The sequence below is a fragment of the Neobacillus drentensis genome (genome assembly GCF_036965425.1).
GTDB classification, from domain to species: Bacteria; Bacillota; Bacilli; order Bacillales; family Cytobacillaceae; genus Neobacillus; species Neobacillus drentensis_F.
Genome location: NZ_JBALPP010000034.1, coordinates 73,810 through 92,975, shown reverse-complemented (window position 1 = coordinate 92,975; position 19,166 = coordinate 73,810). Strand labels below are relative to the sequence as shown.

Here is a 19,166-nt window from a genome sequence, read left to right as displayed (position 1 = left end):
CAGGTAAATCGTTCTTTATCTGTTTGTTTTTTTACACGAAGAAATCAGGAAGGACTACGTAATAAGCCCTCCCTGATGATTTTTAAACCTTTAAAAACTTCCTAACGGACATGACGCTTCCCCAAACTCCAATCAATGCCCCCATTAAAATGAGAATGCCGGAAACCTGATAGACGAATGGATCGAATGGCAGAACTTTAATAAACGTTCCCTGAAGCTTTGGTCCGATATAGTCATAAGCACGATAGTAGGCAATTGCGATGAGAATAATCGGTAATATTGAACCAAGTATTCCAAGCCATAGTCCTTCAAGGAAGAATGGCCAGCGAATAAAATTATTGGTAGCCCCTACTAATCTCATAATCTTAATTTCTCTGCGTCTAGCAATAATCGTAATTTTAATGGTGTTAGATATTAAGAATATCGCAGTAAAGAATAAGCCGATAATCAATACAACCCCAACATTTCGGCTTGCCTTGATAAATTTAAATAATTTTTCAACCTTGCCCTGCCCGTATTTTACTTTTGCTACGAAATTGTCTTTTTCAATTTGTTTCGCAACCTTCATGGTATCTGTCGGCTTTTTCGTTTTTACGATAAATACATCGTTTAGCGGATTATCCTGTTCAAATAGCTTAAAGGCCTTTCCTTCTTCACCAAGGCTTTGCACTAATTCTTTTAATTCTTGTTCCTTCGGCGAGAATTTGACACTTTTGACTTCAGGTATCTTTTCAATCTCACTTTTTAAAGCTTGCTGATCTTGTTTGTTGGCAGCAACGTCGATGTGAACGCGGATTTGCACGTCCTCTTCAATAGTCTCAGCTACTCTATTAAGATTCATCATAATAACGAAAAAGACGCCGACTAAAATTAATGTAACGGTAACGGCACTAACGGATGCAAAGGTCATCCAGCCATTTCTGCCAATGCTTTTTAAGCTTTCGCGGGCGTGACGGCCAATTGTTCTAATTTTCATAACCGTAATCACCTTTCTGCTCATCACGTACGATTTTTCCGCCTTCAATAGCGATCACGCGATGCCTTAATGTATTAACGATTTCCCTGTTATGGGTTGCCATCACAACTGTTGTTCCTCTTTCATTGATCTCTTCAAAAATCTTCATAATTTCCCATGACGTATCAGGATCCAGGTTTCCAGTAGGCTCGTCTGCAATAACCACTTTCGGTGAGTTGACGATGGAGCGAGCGATGGAAACACGCTGCTGCTCACCACCGGAAAGCTCGGAAGGCAGCATTTTAATCTTATGCTTTAGGTTCACAAGGTCAAGAACTTCCATAACTCGTTTTTTAATATACTTCGGCTGTGCTTCAATTACTTCTAATGCAAACGCAACATTTTCATAGACTGTTAGAGTAGGAAGCAGCTTGAAGTCTTGGAAAACAACACCTAGATTCCGTCTGAAAAGAGGAACCTTTTTCATCTTTAATTTTGCTAAGTTTACACCGTTCATCATGATGGTTCCTGAGGTTGGTACCTCCTCACGGTACATCATTTTAATGAAGGTCGATTTCCCGGCTCCACTTGGGCCAACGACATAAACAAATTCGCCTTGGTTGATCCGGACATCTATTCCATTTACGGCCGTTACGCCGTTCGGGTACTTTTTATATACCTCTTGCAGTTCTATCATTTATATCACCTAGTTTTAGAGTTTATTTTAGAAAATTCGACAAAATTCTTCTTTTGTTTTCAAAAAAGGCCAAAATCCAAGACAATGTGTGCAAAATTGCGCATGATATTATTATAACATCATAAATCGCCAAAAAAAGCGGTAAAAATATTACAGTTTCTTTTCAAAGAATACAAAATCCGCCATGATCACCCAATATTAATGTCATTTTTTAAAAAGACTGCCACGGTTTTGTCGATTTTTTTCGCTTGCATATTTATTCGGTAGGCAAGAAGGACTATTCATTTTATGGGGATTCGGGGATTTCGCGGAATTGTTGGTTTATTTCGCGGGTTTTCATTTTTATTCCGCTTTAAATTGGAATTTATTTCGCCAACTACACATTTCAGATAAAATAAAAAAACGCTCTGGCGATTTCACAGAACGTTTTGCAATCCTTTTATTTTTTTTCAGCAAGCCATGCAGCTACTGTTTCAGCGTCATCGCCTTCCACTACGTTCGCTGGCATTCCGCCTGACTTGCCATTTTTAAGAATGTCTAAAATTTCATCCTTAGAGTATTTAGATCCAATCTTAGTTAAGTCTGGACCCATTGCCCCTTTTAAATCCCCGCCATGGCAGCCCGAGCATTTTTGATCAACAATCTTTGCTGCCTCACCGCCAGAAGCAGTATCCTTGCCATTGTCATCGTCTGAGCCGCCGCACGCAGCAAGTCCCATTACTAAAGATGTCCCCATTAATAGCATTAGTAGTTTTTTTTTCATTATTTTTCCCCCTACAGAAAAAAATTCCATTACTATAATAGTATAAACTAGTACTAGGCCCGTTTGAAACCCTCACCTAGCACCTCTGCAGCATCCATAACAACGACAAATGCAGATGGATCAAGGGATTTAACCAATTGTTTCAATTTTGTGAACTCCGATTGATCGACCACACACATTAACACGGGACGTTCATTATCAGTAAATCCCCCATGTGCAGAAAGCTTGGTCACTCCCCGGTCAACTTTTTTCAAAATACCTTCTCGGACTTCCTCCTGCTTATTGGTAATGATCATCGCCATTTTCGACCGGCCAAATCCAACTTGTATCAAATCAATTGTTTTACTTGTCACATAGAGAGCGATTAAAGCATACAGCCCTTTTTCGATATCGAATACGATGGCAGCACTCAGAACAATAATTCCATCAATCATAACTACACATCTACCCAACGTAAATCCTGTGTATTTATTAATAATTTGGGCGGCTAGATCCGTTCCTCCAGTCGATGCTTTCCCTCTAAAAACAATGCCAAGGCCGAGACCGACACCAATTCCACCAAACAAAGCTCCAAGCAGCGCGTCATGTGTCCATGGTTCTACATTTTTTGTAGCAAATACAACCATCGGCAGAAAAATCGTACCAACTAAGGTTTTTACCCCAAATTGCTTTCCTAATAGAATAACACCGGCAATAAATAGAGGAATATTAAATGCCCACTGTACATATGCCGGCTCCCAGCCAAGGACCGTTTTCAGAATCGTACTTATGCCGCTGACACCCCCAGAGGCGATTTGGTTCGGCAGCAGGAACAAATTAAAGGCAACCGCAATGATTGCAGAGCCGATTAAGACAAATACATAATCAATTGCCACTCTCGTTTTCGGATATGTATCGGTAATATTGCTTAAAATATTCATGATTGCTTTCTCCTCTAAAATTCTTCATTTCACTAACCGAGAGTGAGTATAGCACGACCCAATTAGGCTGTAAATGGCATTAGGCTGACGTATTAAAGGATTAAATTTTTTATTAGCATTTACTATTGCAATAGTTTTCATGAAAAATAAATAAGCCTTTGCCGAACCTATCGACAAAGGCCATAACATTTGTTATGAAATTCTCGAACGCAAATAAGCGTTTATAAACTGATCTAATTCCCCGTCCATTACAGCCTGAACGTTACCACTTTCCGTACTGGTTCGGTGATCCTTTACCATCGAATAAGGATGGAAGACATAAGATCGTATTTGGCTCCCCCAGCCAATTTCCTTTTGTTCACCGCGAATTTCCAATAGCTCTTGTTCCTGTCGCTCAATTTCCCGTTGATAGAGCTTGGCTTTTAGCATTTTCATGGCAGCTTCACGGTTTTTAATTTGCGAGCGCTCTGACTGGCATTGCACTACCACACCAGTTGGAAGATGAGTAATCCTCACCGCTGAATCCGTCGTGTTGATATGCTGTCCGCCCGCACCGGTCGCACGATACGTATCAATTTTTAAATCCTCTGTCCGGACTTCGATTTGAATATCATCATTCAATTCAGGCATTACTTCACAGGAGACAAAAGAAGTATGGCGGCGGCCTGAGGCATCAAACGGAGAAATCCGCACAAGCCGGTGAACCCCTTTCTCTGCTTTTAAATAGCCATAAGCATTATGACCTTTAATCGCCAACGTCACACTTTTTATCCCCGCTTCATCGCCGGGAAGGTAATCCAATGTCTCCACCTTAAAGCCCTTCTTTTCGGCCCAGCGTGTATACATCCTTAATAGCATTGATCCCCAGTCCTGTGATTCTGTTCCACCGGCTCCAGGATGAAGCTCTAAAATCGCATTATTTTTATCATACTCTTCACTTAAAAGAAGCTGCAGTTCAAATTGATTTAAGCGGCCGGTTAACTGCAGAAGCTCGTCTTCCATCTCTGCAAACAGTTCGGCATCATTTTCTTCTTTGACCAGTTCATAGGTCAGTTCCAAGTTTTCTAATGAGTCATTTAATTCATTGAACTCATTCACCTGATCTTTTAAACCGTTAGCTTCACTAATAACAGTTTGTGCAGCCTGCTGATCATTCCAAAAATCAGGATGCAGCATAGCATCCTCTAGCTCAGCGATTCTGGCTTCTTTATTTTCAAGGTCAAAGAGACCCCCTAAAGTCCGCTAATTTCTTAGCTGTTTTTTCCAGTTCATTACGAATTTCTGCTAATTCCATTTTCGTCACCTCTATAAAAGTAAAAATCATACCCTGTATTTTAGTATATTCTGAAGTCATCGCTCAGTTCTTATCCATTATAGCGTGATTGCCGTATAAAATTCAAAACTTGACCGTTTGATAGAAAAAATACTTCGTATATTTCATCTACCATCCTGTCAAAAATGGTACTATTAAATATGAACAAACTGGACAAAATGCACATAAATTCTTTTAGTTTTCTACATAACATTCTCACAAAAATCAGGAGATAAAGGAGCGGAGTGAGTTGGAGAAAATAAACCGTAATGACCCTTGTCCTTGCGGCAGCGGGAAAAAGTATAAAAAGTGCTGCGGCGCAAATGAAGCTATTTCTATCTCGCAAATCCTTGAAGGGGAAATTGATGACCTGCAAAAGCAGCTGATTCATTTTGCTGTCTATCACTATGGACATGACATTCAAGAGGATTTTGAAGCCTTCGAGACTTTCACGGACATTGATAATGAACAGGAATTGCATTTTTATGAATTGATCCATACCATTTGGTTTTCGCTTTTTGAAGAATTAGAAGACGGAGAGACAATCATCAAGAAATTTATTGCTTCGGAAACTGGCAAAATGAAGCGTCCGAAACTAAAGCAAATTTTACAAACCTGGACGAACGCCAGAGCCATTGCCGGACAGGTCATTACCCTGGAAAATAACAAAATGACCATTGAAGACGGGTTTACTGGCGAACAAATGGATGCGGTCGTTACAGGCATGCCGGTTACCATTGAGGAAGGCTCCTTCTTCGTTGGAATTTTGATGCCCTACGAACAAAACTATGTCTTTTTCCCATCCCCATTTGATTTGCCGGACATAGAGCCCGAACATGCCTTCCAATATATTAAGGATGGCAGCAAAGACGAAGATTATGATTCTCCACAAGAGTACCTGACTGATTTTTTCATGGAGATTTTGAGTGGACTTCCGATGATTGGCGGCTTGCTTGATATTGACGAAATGGATTGGCCAGCACCGATTTATAAAGAAGTCGCGGATATTTTCAAAAATAGGCTAGATGCCTTTGGCGTGCCGACCCCGATTGTCGATACAGGCGTTATTCTTTGGCTGAATTTTTGCCTAAAAAAACAAAAACGCATCCAAAATCCGTACCTTTATGCAGCTGCCCTTCATTATTTACTTTCTACCATCGCTCCTATGGAAAAAGTGTTTACTCAAAAGGAATTAGCTGAACTTTATGAAGTTTCTCCAGGAGGTATCAGCTCAATTTATTCAGAGCTGGAATCTGCACTATCATCAGAAATTGCTGAGCTGATGGGGCTCGTATTCAATGACGGCGAAGATCCGCCATTTGAGGAAGCAACCGTGATTGAGTTTCCTAAAAGCCGGAGTATAAATGTGGTTGAATCCAATGTGCTGACATTGCCAAGTGCTGAAAAGGCTGCGAAAAAAGGAAAAAGCCCTTCGAAAAAGATATCGAGAAGCGCTCAAGAACGAGCTAGAAATATGATCTACGATGCCATGCAGACAGAAGGAAAACATCGATATAAACTAGCTGAAGAAGCACTAAAGCTTAATCCAGATTGTGCCGATGCCTACGTCATTCTCGCAGAAAAAACAAAGAGTCTTGAAGAAGCGATTCTTCTCTATGAAAAAGGAATTCAAGCCGGTGAGAGAGAACTAGGCAAAGCGTTTTTCAAAGAAAACTCCGGCTACTTCTGGGGGCTAGTCGAAACAAGACCGTTTATGCGGGCAAAACTCCATTATGCTGAGTCCCTATCTCTCTTAGGAAAAATCCCTGAGGCAGCCAAGCAGTATGAAGAATTGCTCGAGTTAAACCCTATGGATAATCAAGGTGTTCGTTACTCTTTGTTTGTAGCCTATATCGATTTGGGTGAAATGAATAAGGCAAGGGCTTTGCTCGAACAGTACGAAGAGGAATCTGCCCAATATTATTACAATAAGCTGTTGCTCGAACTGCACGATAATGGTTTTACAGCGAATGCAGCTAAGCTCTTAAAGGCTGCAAAAAAAGAGAACAATCATGTCATTGCCTATCTAACGGGACGAAAACGTCTTCCAGCATACACCCCAGAATTTTACGGGTTTGGAGATGAAAATGAAGCGATTGTATATGCCGATATGCATTTGCATTTGTGGAGGAAGATTGAGGGGCTGAAAGAGTGGTTAAAAGGTATTAAATAAGTTAAAAAGAGCGGAAAAGTTCCGCTCTTTTTTATGGAGTAATCCTTTTAGGTGCATGTGCAGTATCAATAAATGATTTGCTATCGCTGTGACATTCTGAGCATGCTGTTGTACTATTTCTATTATGTTCAACAGTAGTTGTCAGGCTTATCCCTGTTTCTTTAATATAGATGGTTTTTCCTGTTTCACCATATAATACGGTTTGACCATTGTGGCACGATAAGCAAAATTTACGCTGCGAATCGATGTCCCAATCACCATCTGTTTTACTAAACCAATTATCTTCAAGCTGATCAGTCTTAGGTTTTTCACCCTGCAGCTTTGTGTTTCCTAACTCTGTTCTGAGCATGTTCAAATTAGCTGCACCGTGTGTTTCATGGCAATCTGCACATGGAAGCTGCCCATTTAACGAGCTTCCGCTGTCAATTGTTGCTTGAATATTATGTCCGGATTGGCTCTTAAAGGTCCCGTCTGTATAATACTTTTCAATATTTTTTGCTTTGCTTCCATTGTGACAGCTAAAACATAATGAGAAGTCCATTGAATCCCCTGCAGCTGTTGCTGCTTTTTTGTAGCTATATGGAGGACCATTCCCACTCGCCATTCGGTAAATGCTATTTGGATTTTCTTTTGTCCCCGGGTTATGAGGATCATGACAACTGGAACATGAAACACTTGTACTCTCAAAATGTTTACTATGCTGACTATTATCCTCAATCTTTGGCGAACCAGTACCATCGTGACACGCCATGCACATATCATTTTCATTTGTACCATTTTTACCATTTATGAGAAATTCATTAGTACCATTGTGTGTACTATGGCAATATGAACATGCATTTGTAACAACCGAAAACGGTCCATGAACATAGTCGTTATCCCTGTAATTATCCGAATTGTCCCCTTTGTCAGCAGGAAAATGATATTCTTCATATTTACTAACTGTAGTGAATTTTAGGAACCTAGGAATAATAGGAATTTGTGATTCGGTAGTAAATTTCGGATTTAAATAAACATTATAAATAGTTCTTGGTAAAAAATTATTATCTGGTGTAAATGAATATACATAGGATTTAAGATCATTCGATAAGGCGGTCGTTTTTACCAACCTTTCAACTCCTGTAATATCACCAAAAGAAGTTAACAATGGCTGAGTTTTAATATCGATTAATGGTTCGGTGCTTCTGATATCTATTAATATCTTATAATCCAAAGGGACACGAGTCATATCCTCTACTGGTAAATAGGAGCTGGGAACATCTCCATCTGGTACATATTCCTCTGAAGCATCTTTTGGAATCAGATACATTTTTGCCAGGTAAGGTCTTTTTCCTAGGGTGTCTGCAGCTAGAACACTGATTACGTTAGATAGTTGGCCAGTATTCGATTCTGTAGGTGTTGAAGTTTGTCCTGTATCGGCAGCCTGATTTTCAGCCCCTATTTCAGTGCCTGTCGTCTCCTCGGATCGAGACTGATTTACAGTAAAGGTCCGTTCAATCGGCGAACTGCTAATGCCATCCTTATCTGTGACTATAATGGATACCGTATGATTTCCCACACTAAAATCATTCTTCACATAAGTGAAATCAGCAGAAGGACCGTTTGGTTTAATCGTCAGCGTTCCTTTATTTGTAATCTCTCTCGGCTGCTGGGTAGCGCTTTGCTGATCAAATACTTTTACAAGAAGGCTTTCAGGCGGAGTATCATCATCTGTAATAGTGCCGGTAACTTCGACCGCTGGATCATCAAATACCGATTCCTCTGCCGGGGCAATGATACTGATTTCCGGTACACCCCCAGCCGATAGAACATGGGTATCAGGAGAATAGGAAAGGAGGGAACCAATAATTACGCCCCATATGACAATGCATGAAATTATTTTTCGTTTGTAGTTCATCCTTTTCACGGTATTCATCCTTTTCTAATTGCCTTTTCAAATAGTAAAGGCTTTTTATTTAATTATATCAACTGATTAAACATTAATTTTCATGGTTAAGTTAAATATTTTTGACAGTTTCTAGTCCAGATGCAATAATAAAAACAAGGTAACAATAGTGATATTGTCCCTTGTTTACTATGATATTGATCAGTGCTAACAAATAGTGAGGCTATTTGTTAGCATTTTTTTATTTTATTAAGTTCTTACCAGAGTAATCTCCACCAGGAACAAAGTACTTGCTAGCATCTGTAGTATTAGGATAATTTGTTGTTCCCGGAGTATTGGCGATTTGGTGTGTAGATTGGTGACAAGCCCAACATACAGCCATATTTGTGAATCTCTTTAAGGAAGAACCTTTTTTACTTACATCTTTCATATAAGCTTTAGCTTGTGCTTCAGTCCAGCCTTTTTTAGTTTGTAAATCAGTAATTGTGTTACCAGCTGTATCTCTTAATGTTGTAATATCTGTACCATGTGCATAGTGACATGCCACGCAGCTTCTGCCTTGCTTAGTGCTGTTTGTCGTATGTGTATAGTGTACTCCGTCAGCTCTAGGGCCATTTTCTCTATTTTTTAGATAATCGTCATGGCAGCTTGCACAGAATTCAGAGTAGTTCAATTTGTAATCATAAACCTGCGCTTGTGTTAATCCATCAGCAGGTTTATTATAGATACCATTTGACTTGTAAATCTTTAAGCCTGATAGACCTGTAGCGCTATTAATAGCAGCGTATGCAGGATCTTCTACTAAGTTAAGCTTAATAGCTTTTGTTCCGATTGGAACCTGATTCAATTTCGTAATGGTTTCAGTGTAGCCAACGATAGTGACATTATAGTTGTTACCGTATTGCTTACCGGCAACGGCTTCATTTAATAAACGGTCATTAGCTGATCCGTGTGGATTATGACAGCTTGAGCATTCAAATACAGCAGTAGATTTATTGTTTAATGCACCAGGGGCTGCACTGACTGCTAAATCTGAATCTACATTGTGCATAGAAGCACTTTCTTCATGAGAACCTATTACACCAGCTTCGCTAGCGACTTTAACGTTATAGAAGCCCATTGTTCCATCATGGCAGGACATACAGAGCTCATATTCACCACTCTTCATTAACAGGTATTCGTCTTCCCCGTTGTGCGTACTGTGACAGTTTGCACACGAGTTTGTGTTATTTTGGAAATTACCATGTGTTCTGTGTGTATTGTTGTTTCCAAAGTTATCCACTGTTCCAACATTAGATGGTAGTTTCACTTCTTCTGCAGAAGCAAGAGCGCCGAACATGCTTAGTAAAATAAGCATGAATAGTGCAGACACACTGATTTTTAACTTACTCACTCTAAAAACCTCCCTAAAATCTCTCTCTGTTTGTTTTTCTCTCTCTTTTTTGTTTGGCGAACTGACTTATAGACTCTCTTTTCTTCACCACCCCCTCATGGTAAATATCCTATATCCATATCAAAAAACTAGCCGTGTGGGAGGTAATCCTGGCCGTTTTCTGTCCTTATTCGAGTTCAGCAATTTTTCTTTCAGCTTAAAATCATTTAAAACAAGGTAACAATACTAAAATTGCTACCTTGTTCTGAAATCAACTTTCCCTGCCAATAAATTGCTAAATTATTATCTGATTAGTCCTCTTCCAATGAAACGGCCGTCCGGACCGATGTATTTCGGATCAATTTGATTTGTAATACTTGTTGCGTGACAAGCAAAACAGATTGCCATGTTCGTGTATTTCTTTAATGAAGAGCCTTTAACGCTCACATCTTTCATGTATGCTTCAGCTTTTTCTTCTGTCCAGCCATATTTTCCGCCATCCGCAACCGGCTTAGTAAGGTCAGCAACCTTTTGTCCTAATGCATCTGTTAAAGTTGTTACGTCTGTACCATGTGCATAGTGACAGGCAGCACAGTTTCTTCCTTGAGACGTAGAATTTGTAGTATGTGAGAACAGATAATCATGTGTATCTGTTTTCGTTGCATTGCTAGGTCTGCCTGATGATCTCTTTCCATAGTAATCATCATGACAGGCAGAGCAAAATTGAGAATAGTATTGTTTATCAAGAGAATCTTTTGGACCGATTGATTTTGTGATTTTTAATCCGCCACCTGTAAGTGTGTTGATAGCCACATAGTCAGGATCCTCTGTCAAGGCAAGATTAATCGTTTTAGTGCCGACTGGAACCGATACTAATGTGGTAGGATTGTAAGCGAAAGGTGTAGTTCCGATCACTGTTTCTTTTAATAATCTGTCATTAGCTGAACCATGTGGATTATGACAGCTAGAGCATTCTAAAATATCTGTTGATGTATTCTTTACTGCACCAGGTGCTTGTTTCACTAATAAGTCTGAATCAACATTGTGCATAGATGAACTTAAATGGGAATCATCAAAAGTTCCTGCACCGCTGCCTTTTGTAACATCATAAAAGCCCATTGTTCCATCATGGCAGGACATGCAAAGCTCATATTCTCCATCTTTCATTAATAACATTTCGTCTTCACCGTTGTGCGTACTGTGACAGTTTGCACAAGAGTTCGTGTTGTTTTGGAAATTACCATGTGTTCTGTGAGTACTTTGATTACCAAAGTTATCAACATCACCAACATGAATTCCAGGTGCAGGGTTTGTAGAAGTAGGCGGTACGCCATCCTCCGCAAAAGCAACTGCACTGAATATGCTCAATAACATAAGCATAAAGACAGTTGATAACCCAATTCTTAACTTACTCATTTCTAAAACCTCCCAAATTTCTCTCTCTCTTTATTTAATGGTATAATGCTAGAATTTTACTTTTTCCGGCTCACCTCCTTTACCAGGAAGGGGAATTTTAATAGAAAACGGATACTCTTTGATTGATAGTATCGGTCACAAACAAGGTGTCTCGATCGTCAATAAACAGCCCATTTGGAAGATAGAGTTTATCATTTTCAGTTCCCATTCCACCTAATTCATATAATTCTTTTCCATCCTTATCGAAAGCATAAATATTATGTGCTAGATTGTTTACCACATAAACATTTCCCTTAGAATCGACGGCAACCCCTCTTGGATTTAAGAAGGTAGGATCACCTTTTCCGTCTTTAGATCCATTGATAATTTTGATGAATTTACCAGATTTATCAAAAACTTGGACTCTATTATTTCCTGAATCTGTAACGTATATATGGTTATCATTATCGACGGCTACCGCATTCGGTGCTATGAATTTACCTTCTTCCAAACCGGCGCCGCCGATTTCCAGTAGTTTCTCTCCGCTTAAATTAAAAACAAACAATTTATTTGCTTTAATGTCAGTAACATAGAGCTTTTTATCAATAATCCGCAGCCCGCCAGGTGATTTTAGAAGTTTTTCTTTATCATTAAAGTATTTGAGAAACTTACCTTTTGAATCGAAAATAGAAATATTGGCATTGTATAAATCTGCTACGTAAACATTGCCATCTTTATCTCCAGCTATTCCATATGGGAATTTAAATTCGCCTTCTTTTGTACCTTCTTTCCCGAACTTAAAGACCGAAGTACCTGACTGGTCAAACACTTGAACTTGTTTGTTATTTGTATCACTTACATAAACAAATTCCCCAATTTTTGTTACATCCATTGGTTTATTTAGGGGTGCATTAAACTCCCCGTATAAGGCATTCGTAAATACCGGCGGTCCGCTCGGATCTACTTTTGCAACAATCGGTTTGATCGTCGATTCTAAATTAAAGAAATAGATTGCTGCAAAAAAGGCGACGGAAAGTGCGACAATACTACTCATCAATATATAAACAGTTCTCTTTTTCAAGTGTGGTCAGCTCCTTCTATTTGTTGTCTTTTCCTTTTGCAGCGATTCTTTCCAGGCCATCAGAGGCAGGTTTATAGAGCGGATCATAGGTTAAAGCCTCTTTGAAAAACTTCTCAGCTTCCTTCTTTTTGCCTTGATCCTCTGCCACTCGTCCAATTTCCGTGATGATATCTGTATTAGTCGGCATTAACTTTAGGGCTTCTTTGAGAGATTTATTCGCTTCGTCATACATTTTCAAATTGCGATAAACCATTCCGGATAACAGATGTGCTTTAAAATTACGTGGTCCTAACTCTACCGCCTTTTGAGCCTGCTTTAATGCATCGTTGTATCTTTCTTCCTTTATATAAACAAGACCTAAGTTAAAATAGGCACCAAAGTATTTGCTATCTAGGTCGGTTGCCACCTTCAATTGTTTAATGGCATTGTCGTTATCACCTTTTACAAAGTAGGAGTAGCCTAAATTCACCCGATTTTCAGCATTATTTGGCTTATCCTCCACTAATGTTTGATAATAATCGATTTGTTTTTCAAGGCGGCTTTGGTCTGAATTGGACCATAAATATTTTTCGCTTACAAAATAGGCTCCGCCTACACTAACGATTAAAGTAGCAAATAAAAGCATAAAAGCTTGTAATTTAGTAAAATACTTACTTTTTTCCTTCAACTTTTTTCTTTCGTTTATTTCTTTTTCTGGATTGATTGGCAGCTCTCTAGCTTCCATAATATCCACCTCAAATTTCACTAGTATTTTCTGATTAGCCCTGATCGACTTGTTGATAATATCAGAACCTATATCGCTCCAAATCACAGGTACCGACTGTTTTCACGGGTTTAAAACTGCTCTATTGCTTATGGCATTCTGTACACTTTGGTTTAGAATGGCACGTATAGCATACTGCTGAAGGTCTCTTAACTCCCTCTAACGGAATAGGATGGTTTTCTTTGTAATTCTTTTGACTATGTTTGCTCGGATGACAGCTTGAGCAATTCACTTGATTTCCAGTTGCGGTACTAGACTTTTTCACATCATGGCATGCGACACAAGATTGTTGATTTTTGCTTGCAATCGATCCATGACTGCTGAAAAAGCTGCTATCATGGCTAGCCGGACGCTTGCTATGGCAGTCCTTGCAAAATGTATTCTCTTTTGCATAGTCGTATTGGTTCTTTTGTTTTGCGAGAGTATTATCCTTATTTAGGAAACTATCAATTACAGATGGATCATCATACCCTTTTAAAGGCTCCTTCGACATATCATTATGACACTGTTGGCATTTCTTTAAATTTTCTGCCGCCAGCTTCCCATGCGTTTTTGTTTTAAAATCAGCTTTTTTATGGCTTTTAGGGAGCATGCCCGTTTTGTGACAAGCTGAGCATTCAGTGGTTACTTTACGAGCCTTATGGCATTCCACACAGGTGTCCATATCTGGACGGATAAATTTGAAATCCGCCATCGCAGAAACACCGGTTATAGAATCCCATTTATCATAGTCGGTTTGGAACGTCATTTTCCGATCGGCAATTTTACCGTGAGCAACACCGTTATGGCATTGGATACATTCAATATCTTTGTTTTTGTGTCTATCATGGGGGATGATTATATCCCCGGATGCTGTGACATCACGTTTGGATACATCATGGCAGCTTTCACAGGCACTATCAGGTATTTCCTTAGGCATTCGAATAGGCGCGGTGTATGTTTGTGTCGCTTTCTTGTATACCTGGAGAAGACCATTTGCTTTCGCTTGAGCATATTCTTTTGTACCTGAGCCTATATGACATTTAACGCAATCTACTTCGCTATGTGTGGACGCCTTCCACGTGTAATACTCCGGCTTCATCTCATGGCACGAGGAGCAGAATTTTGAACTCGAAGTAGATTCCACTCCTATCAATCCCAATGCGAAAAAGACGACGATAACTAACAGTGCTACTGTTAAATATTTATATAATTTGTAGCGAGTCCGTGGAGGGGAGGTCTGATTCATGTGTTCTTCTTCCACTATTTTCTCTCCTCTTAAACATTTTCACCTTAATTCTTATCATCTTTAAAACCGGTTCTATGGCAATATTTGCAATAAACATCTGTTGGTGCTTTCGCTGCGGTAGAATCCGCTTTTGGCTTATCTTGGTCATGACAGACGAAACATTCTGCTTTCTGATCACTTGTTTTGGCTTTAGAAGCGTGACCCGTCAACCATTGATTACTTTCGCCATGTCCATCCGGACGATCGGCGTGACAGGCTGCGCAAAATTTATTGGTTCGCGCTTGATCTTTTGCGAGAGTCATATTTGGTGTGTACTTAATCTTTTGATTTCCCATTTTAAGAAGCGAAATGATATCCTCTTTTGGAATTTCCCTTACCCATTTGGAATCTTGGTGACAGTTCATACATTTATCAAGCTGTTGGACAGCAGTTTGGCCGTGTTTTTGGTTCCAATCCACTTTTTTATGTGTCTTAGGTATCACGGTTTGTTTATGACAAGTCTTACATTCCATTGAGATTTTCACATTTTTCTTCTGCTTTCCAATTGCCTGCAAAATGATATCTTGTGTTTTTTGCTCATGCTCTAAAGAGGCGGCTTCGGTCTTTTCCCCTTCAGTTGTTGCTTCAACGGAGGTGTCTTTTACAGCTTCTTGTTTGTTCTCTTCAAGCTTTTTTTCTAGTTCTTCTGGATTTGGAGGAACAATGTAAGCAACATCCTTCCAAGGTTCTTTCCCGTTATTTACCTTGTTATGGCAATCAATACAGGTTCCCATGTTTGGTCTTAAGTATTTTTTCTCAATTAATTTTTCAGCATTTTCTTTTGTCCATTCGCCGCGTGCTTCTTCAACGTTAATACCTCGTCCGGCAATTTTGGCATGAACGACACCAGCGTGACAGGTGACACATGGGATATCTTTTTCAATATGTTGTTTGTGATTTACCTTTAAATCCCCTGACGCTGTAACCAACCGGTTCTTGGAGTGACATTGTAAACAGTTTTCGTTCGAAACAGCCTCTTCCTCTGTTTGCACAATTTGTTTTGGTACGCCTGTAACGTGGTAGTACACTTCCTTCATAGATTTCATTTTGTGTGTGATCATGTTGGTGAACCCTGGCTTGATATGACACTGAACACAGGAAATCTGATTGTGCGCGCTTGCCGTATAGGTTGAATACTCTGGTGCCATCTCATGACAGCTGGCACAGAAGGTTGGCGAGTTGGTTAAGGAAAGAACTCCATATCCCCCGCCAAAAACAACAATACAGCCGATCAGTGAGACAAAAAGTAATTTCCATCTGTTCACTGGATTCTTCCAATCTATATTTCGAAACTTTTGCCAAAGTTTGCGAATAGGGCCAACTTTTTTTCTATCTTCTCTGGTTTCGGGCTTTTTCTCTTTATTTTTTTTCCCCCAAAAGGCCACATCTCTCACCCTCCCATATTGGATTCATTATCTATTTATTTTCCATTTAAACCTCTCTAAAGGTAGTATCTAACATTGCGAAAGGTTATTCCAATGTACAATTTGTGAATATTTTTTCATACCACTCAGATGGTCCATTATCTCTAAAAACACTGTTAATATGTTGTTTTCAAAGAAAAAGTTAGCACCATGATGATAGTGTAATATTGTATAAAAATTCATCATTCGTTCTTTTTATTCAAAAATTTGGTTGGTTATTGCGTTTTTAATCTTGCTTACATTGTATTTTCCATAAAAAGCCATCGGTCTGTCATATTTGACGAAAAAACGAACTTATCTTTCAGGGAGAATTGGTTATAATAGGAGGCTGACAATATTTGCTTCTACACCATCAATGTTGTCACTGCATAGAGGAAATGGTAAGATGAAAAGGGAAATTATCGAAAAAGTTTGATATGATTTTTTTTGAAAAATGTTCTTGTAGTCTCGATAAAAAGGAGCGTTCATCACATGATGGGGATTTTAAATAAAGTATTTGATCTTAATAAGCGAGAGCTGAAGCGTCTGGAAAAGCTTGCTATACAAATTGACGCATTAGCGGCAGAAACTGAAAAGCTGACAGACGATCAGCTTCGTGAAAAAACGGAGGCATTTAAAGCCCGCTATCAAAATGGCGAAACCCTTGATGACCTCCTTGTAGAAGCCTTTGCAGTTGTTCGTGAAGGTGCTCGCCGCGTGCTTGGCCTGTATCCTTACCATGTTCAGCTGATGGGGGGTATTTCACTCCACGAAGGGAACATTTCGGAGATGAAGACCGGGGAAGGTAAAACGCTAACAGCGACGATGCCGGTTTATTTAAATGCACTTTCCGGTAAAGGCGTGCACGTTGTTACAGTCAACGAATACTTAGCTAGTCGTGACGCGAACGAAATGGGTCAGCTTTACCAATTTTTAGGATTAACAGTTGGACTTAACTTAAACAGCATGGATAAAGATGAAAAACAGGCAGCCTATGCCTGTGATATCACATACGGTACAAATAACGAATTCGGATTTGACTACCTTCGTGACAACATGGTTCTTTATAAAGAGCAAAAAGTGCAGCGCCCGCTTTTTTATGCGGTCATTGACGAGGTTGACTCCATTTTAATCGACGAAGCGCGGACACCATTAATTATCTCTGGCTCCGCACAAAAATCCGCTGCGCTATATATTCAAGCCAATGCTTTTGTCCGCATGTTAACAAAGGACCAGGATTATACCTATGATGAAAAAACGAAGGGTGTTATGCTGACTGAAGAAGGAATCAGCAAAGCGGAAAAAGCGTTCGGCATTGAAAACCTTTTTGATATGTCGCATGTAACCTTAAACCATCATATTAACCAAGCGTTAAAAGCAAATGTCAGTATGCACCTCGATGTTGATTACGTTGTGCAAGAAGGCGAAATTGTCATCGTTGACCAATTCACCGGCCGTTTAATGAAGGGCCGCCGTTACAGCGAAGGCTTGCACCAGGCGATTGAGGCAAAAGAAGGCCTTGAAGTCCAAAATGAAAGCATGACAATGGCAACTATTACGTTCCAGAACTACTTCCGTATGTATGAAAAATTGGCCGGTATGACAGGTACGGCTAAAACGGAAGAAGAAGAATTCCGTAACATTTATAATATGAACGTTATCGTGATTCCAACCAATAAACCAATTGCCCGTGATGACCGGCCGGATTTAATTTATGCATCGATGGACGGCAAGTTTAGAGCTGTGGTCGAGGATATTGCCGAACGCCATGAAAAGGGACAGCCCGTTCTAGTTGGTACGGTAGCGATTGAAACGTCTGAGCTCATTTCCACTTATTTATTCAAAAAGCGTATTCATCATAATGTCTTGAATGCGAAAAACCATGAACGTGAAGCGGAAATTATCGCAGAAGCGGGTCACAAAGGCGCAGTTACAATTGCGACAAACATGGCAGGACGCGGTACCGACATTAAGCTTGGCGAGGGAGTAATTGAATTAGGAGGTCTGGCTGTAATCGGTACAGAGCGCCATGAGAGCCGCCGTATCGATAATCAGCTCCGCGGACGTTCTGGACGTCAAGGGGATCCGGGGATAACCCAGTTCTATTTATCCATGGAAGATGAATTGATGCGCCGCTTTGGATCAGATAATATGAAGACCATGATGCAGCGCCTTGGCATGGATGATACCCAGCCAATTCAGAGTAAAATGGTATCCAGGGCTGTTGAATCCGCGCAAAAACGTGTTGAAGGCAACAACTTTGATGCCCGTAAACAGCTTCTGCAATATGACGATGTTCTTCGTCAGCAGCGTGAAATTATTTACACTCAGCGTGACGAAGTGTTAGAATCAGAAAACCTTCAGGAAATTGTTCAAAAGATGATCTTAAGCACCATTCAACGTACAGTCGATGCCCATGCATCTCACCATGAGGATGAAGAAGAATGGAACCTCCAGGGAATTGTGGATTACGTACATGCCAACCTGCTTCAGGAAGGTGATATCACGCTAGAGGATTTAAAAGGCAAGGATCCAGAAGAAATGGTCAATGCCATATATGCAAAAGTGAAGGAGCGCTACGAGGAAAAGGAACAAATTCTTTTCCCTGAGCAAATGCGCGAGTTTGAAAAAGTGGTTACTCTTCGAGCGGTTGATTCCAAATGGATTGACCATATCGACGCGATGGATCAGCTTCGCCAAGGTATCCATTTACGTGCATATGGCCAAATCGACCCGCTTCGTGAATACCAGCATGAAGGCTTCGCGATGTTCGAAGCGATGATTCAAGCAATTGAGGAAGAAGCAGCCATGTATATCATGAAGGCTGAAATCCGCAACAATTTGGAGCGCCAAGAGGTAGCGAAAGGCCAAGCTGTGAATCCAAAGGAAGACGGAGAAGCTGTTAAGAAGAAGCCTAAAGTAAACCAAATAGAAGTCGGCCGCAATGATCCATGTATTTGCGGCAGCGGCAAGAAATATAAGAACTGCTGTGGAGCAGCGAAATAAATTATCGTAATACTAAGAGCTGGCATAGAAATCGCCGGCTCTTTTCATATTTTGGGGATGGTTTTTGTGGATTTGTAGATAAGTGATGTGAAATTGTAGATAACTCTCTGAATTTTGTGGATATTCAGCCTAAGTTTGTAGATATCCACATGGGGATAACTTTCTGAAATAAAC

General features: G+C 39.9%; 14 protein-coding genes. 2 read left to right on the top strand and 12 right to left on the bottom strand.

The features are described 5' to 3' along the window. Window positions 1–82: 82 nt before the first annotated feature. From ftsX to prfB, 5 genes are all read right to left on the bottom strand, one after another. The gene (ftsX, locus tag V7161_RS09390) at window positions 83–976 is read right to left on the bottom strand and encodes a permease-like cell division protein FtsX (RefSeq protein WP_335444424.1); all 894 of its coding nucleotides are present in this window, start codon (window positions 974–976) and stop codon (window positions 83–85) included. Then, the gene (gene ftsE / locus V7161_RS09385; protein WP_289988700.1) at window positions 966–1,652 is read right to left on the bottom strand and encodes a cell division ATP-binding protein FtsE; all 687 of its coding nucleotides are present in this window, start codon (window positions 1,650–1,652) and stop codon (window positions 966–968) included. The genes ftsX and ftsE overlap by 11 nt, the downstream gene beginning before the upstream one ends. A 439-nt stretch (window positions 1,653–2,091) precedes the next feature. After that, on the bottom strand, window positions 2,092–2,415 hold the full coding sequence (gene cccB, locus V7161_RS09380; protein WP_335444422.1) for a cytochrome c551: 324 nt from the start codon (window positions 2,413–2,415) through the stop codon (window positions 2,092–2,094). Between the two features lie 53 nt (window positions 2,416–2,468). Next, window positions 2,469–3,335 (bottom strand): YitT family protein, encoded by an 867-nt coding sequence (locus tag V7161_RS09375; protein ID WP_335444419.1) that lies wholly within the window; start codon window positions 3,333–3,335, stop codon window positions 2,469–2,471. 192 nt (window positions 3,336–3,527) lie between these two features. Then, a protein-coding gene (gene prfB / locus V7161_RS09370; protein WP_335444417.1) for a peptide chain release factor 2 occupies window positions 3,528–4,629 on the bottom strand; the annotation gives its coding sequence in 2 pieces (ribosomal slippage) (window positions 3,528–4,556 and window positions 4,558–4,629; 1,101 coding nt in all). A gap of 268 nt (window positions 4,630–4,897) precedes the next feature. On the opposite strand from prfB, the gene V7161_RS09365 reads away from it, so the two are divergent. Beyond that, window positions 4,898–6,820, top strand: coding sequence for an SEC-C metal-binding domain-containing protein (locus tag V7161_RS09365; protein WP_335444414.1), 1,923 nt, complete (start codon window positions 4,898–4,900; stop codon window positions 6,818–6,820). A 31-nt stretch (window positions 6,821–6,851) separates the two neighbouring features. On the opposite strand, the gene V7161_RS09360 is transcribed toward V7161_RS09365, so the two are convergent. The 7 genes from V7161_RS09360 to V7161_RS09330 form a co-directional block, all read right to left on the bottom strand. Then, window positions 6,852–8,717, bottom strand: coding sequence for a cytochrome c3 family protein (locus V7161_RS09360; RefSeq protein WP_335444561.1), 1,866 nt, complete (start codon window positions 8,715–8,717; stop codon window positions 6,852–6,854). A 229-nt stretch (window positions 8,718–8,946) separates the two neighbouring features. After that, a complete protein-coding gene (locus V7161_RS09355) occupies window positions 8,947–10,098 on the bottom strand; it encodes a cytochrome c3 family protein (RefSeq protein WP_335444412.1) in 1,152 nt (383 codons plus the stop codon). A gap of 282 nt (window positions 10,099–10,380) precedes the next feature. After that, complete coding sequence (locus V7161_RS09350) at window positions 10,381–11,493, bottom strand: cytochrome c3 family protein (protein WP_335444410.1); 1,113 nt, start codon at window positions 11,491–11,493, stop codon at window positions 10,381–10,383. Between the two features lie 97 nt (window positions 11,494–11,590). Then, window positions 11,591–12,553: a 6-bladed beta-propeller gene (locus V7161_RS09345; RefSeq protein WP_335444408.1), complete on the bottom strand. Its 963-nt coding sequence runs from the start codon at window positions 12,551–12,553 to the stop codon at window positions 11,591–11,593. A 16-nt stretch (window positions 12,554–12,569) separates the two neighbouring features. Continuing rightward, a complete protein-coding gene (locus V7161_RS09340) occupies window positions 12,570–13,277 on the bottom strand; it encodes a tetratricopeptide repeat protein (RefSeq protein WP_335444406.1) in 708 nt (235 codons plus the stop codon). A gap of 121 nt (window positions 13,278–13,398) precedes the next feature. Then, a complete protein-coding gene (locus V7161_RS09335; RefSeq protein WP_335444404.1) occupies window positions 13,399–14,559 on the bottom strand; it encodes a cytochrome c3 family protein in 1,161 nt (386 codons plus the stop codon). 29 nt (window positions 14,560–14,588) lie between these two features. Next, window positions 14,589–15,848, bottom strand: coding sequence for a cytochrome c3 family protein (locus V7161_RS09330; protein WP_335444401.1), 1,260 nt, complete (start codon window positions 15,846–15,848; stop codon window positions 14,589–14,591). Window positions 15,849–16,478: 630 nt separating this feature from the next. Here V7161_RS09330 and secA point away from each other — a divergent pair. Continuing rightward, window positions 16,479–18,992, top strand: a complete 2,514-nt coding sequence (gene secA, locus V7161_RS09325; RefSeq protein WP_335444399.1) for a preprotein translocase subunit SecA — start codon at window positions 16,479–16,481, stop codon at window positions 18,990–18,992. The last annotated feature ends 174 nt before the right edge of the window (window positions 18,993–19,166 follow it).

Excerpts from the sequence above, each read along its gene's own strand:
- ftsX (WP_335444424.1), bottom strand. The coding sequence starts at position 976 with ATGAAAATTAGAACAATTGGCCGTCACGCCCGCGAAAGCTTAAAAAGC.
- ftsE (WP_289988700.1), bottom strand. The coding sequence starts at position 1,652 with ATGATAGAACTGCAAGAGGTATATAAAAAGTACCCGAACGGCGTAACG.
- cccB (WP_335444422.1), bottom strand. The coding sequence starts at position 2,415 with ATGAAAAAAAAACTACTAATGCTATTAATGGGGACATCTTTAGTAATG.
- V7161_RS09375 (WP_335444419.1), bottom strand. The coding sequence starts at position 3,335 with ATGAATATTTTAAGCAATATTACCGATACATATCCGAAAACGAGAGTG.
- V7161_RS09360 (WP_335444561.1), bottom strand. The coding sequence starts at position 8,717 with ATGAACTACAAACGAAAAATAATTTCATGCATTGTCATATGGGGCGTA.
- V7161_RS09350 (WP_335444410.1), bottom strand. The coding sequence starts at position 11,493 with ATGAGTAAGTTAAGAATTGGGTTATCAACTGTCTTTATGCTTATGTTA.
- V7161_RS09340 (WP_335444406.1), bottom strand. The coding sequence starts at position 13,277 with ATGGAAGCTAGAGAGCTGCCAATCAATCCAGAAAAAGAAATAAACGAA.
- secA (WP_335444399.1), top strand. The coding sequence starts at position 16,479 with ATGATGGGGATTTTAAATAAAGTATTTGATCTTAATAAGCGAGAGCTG.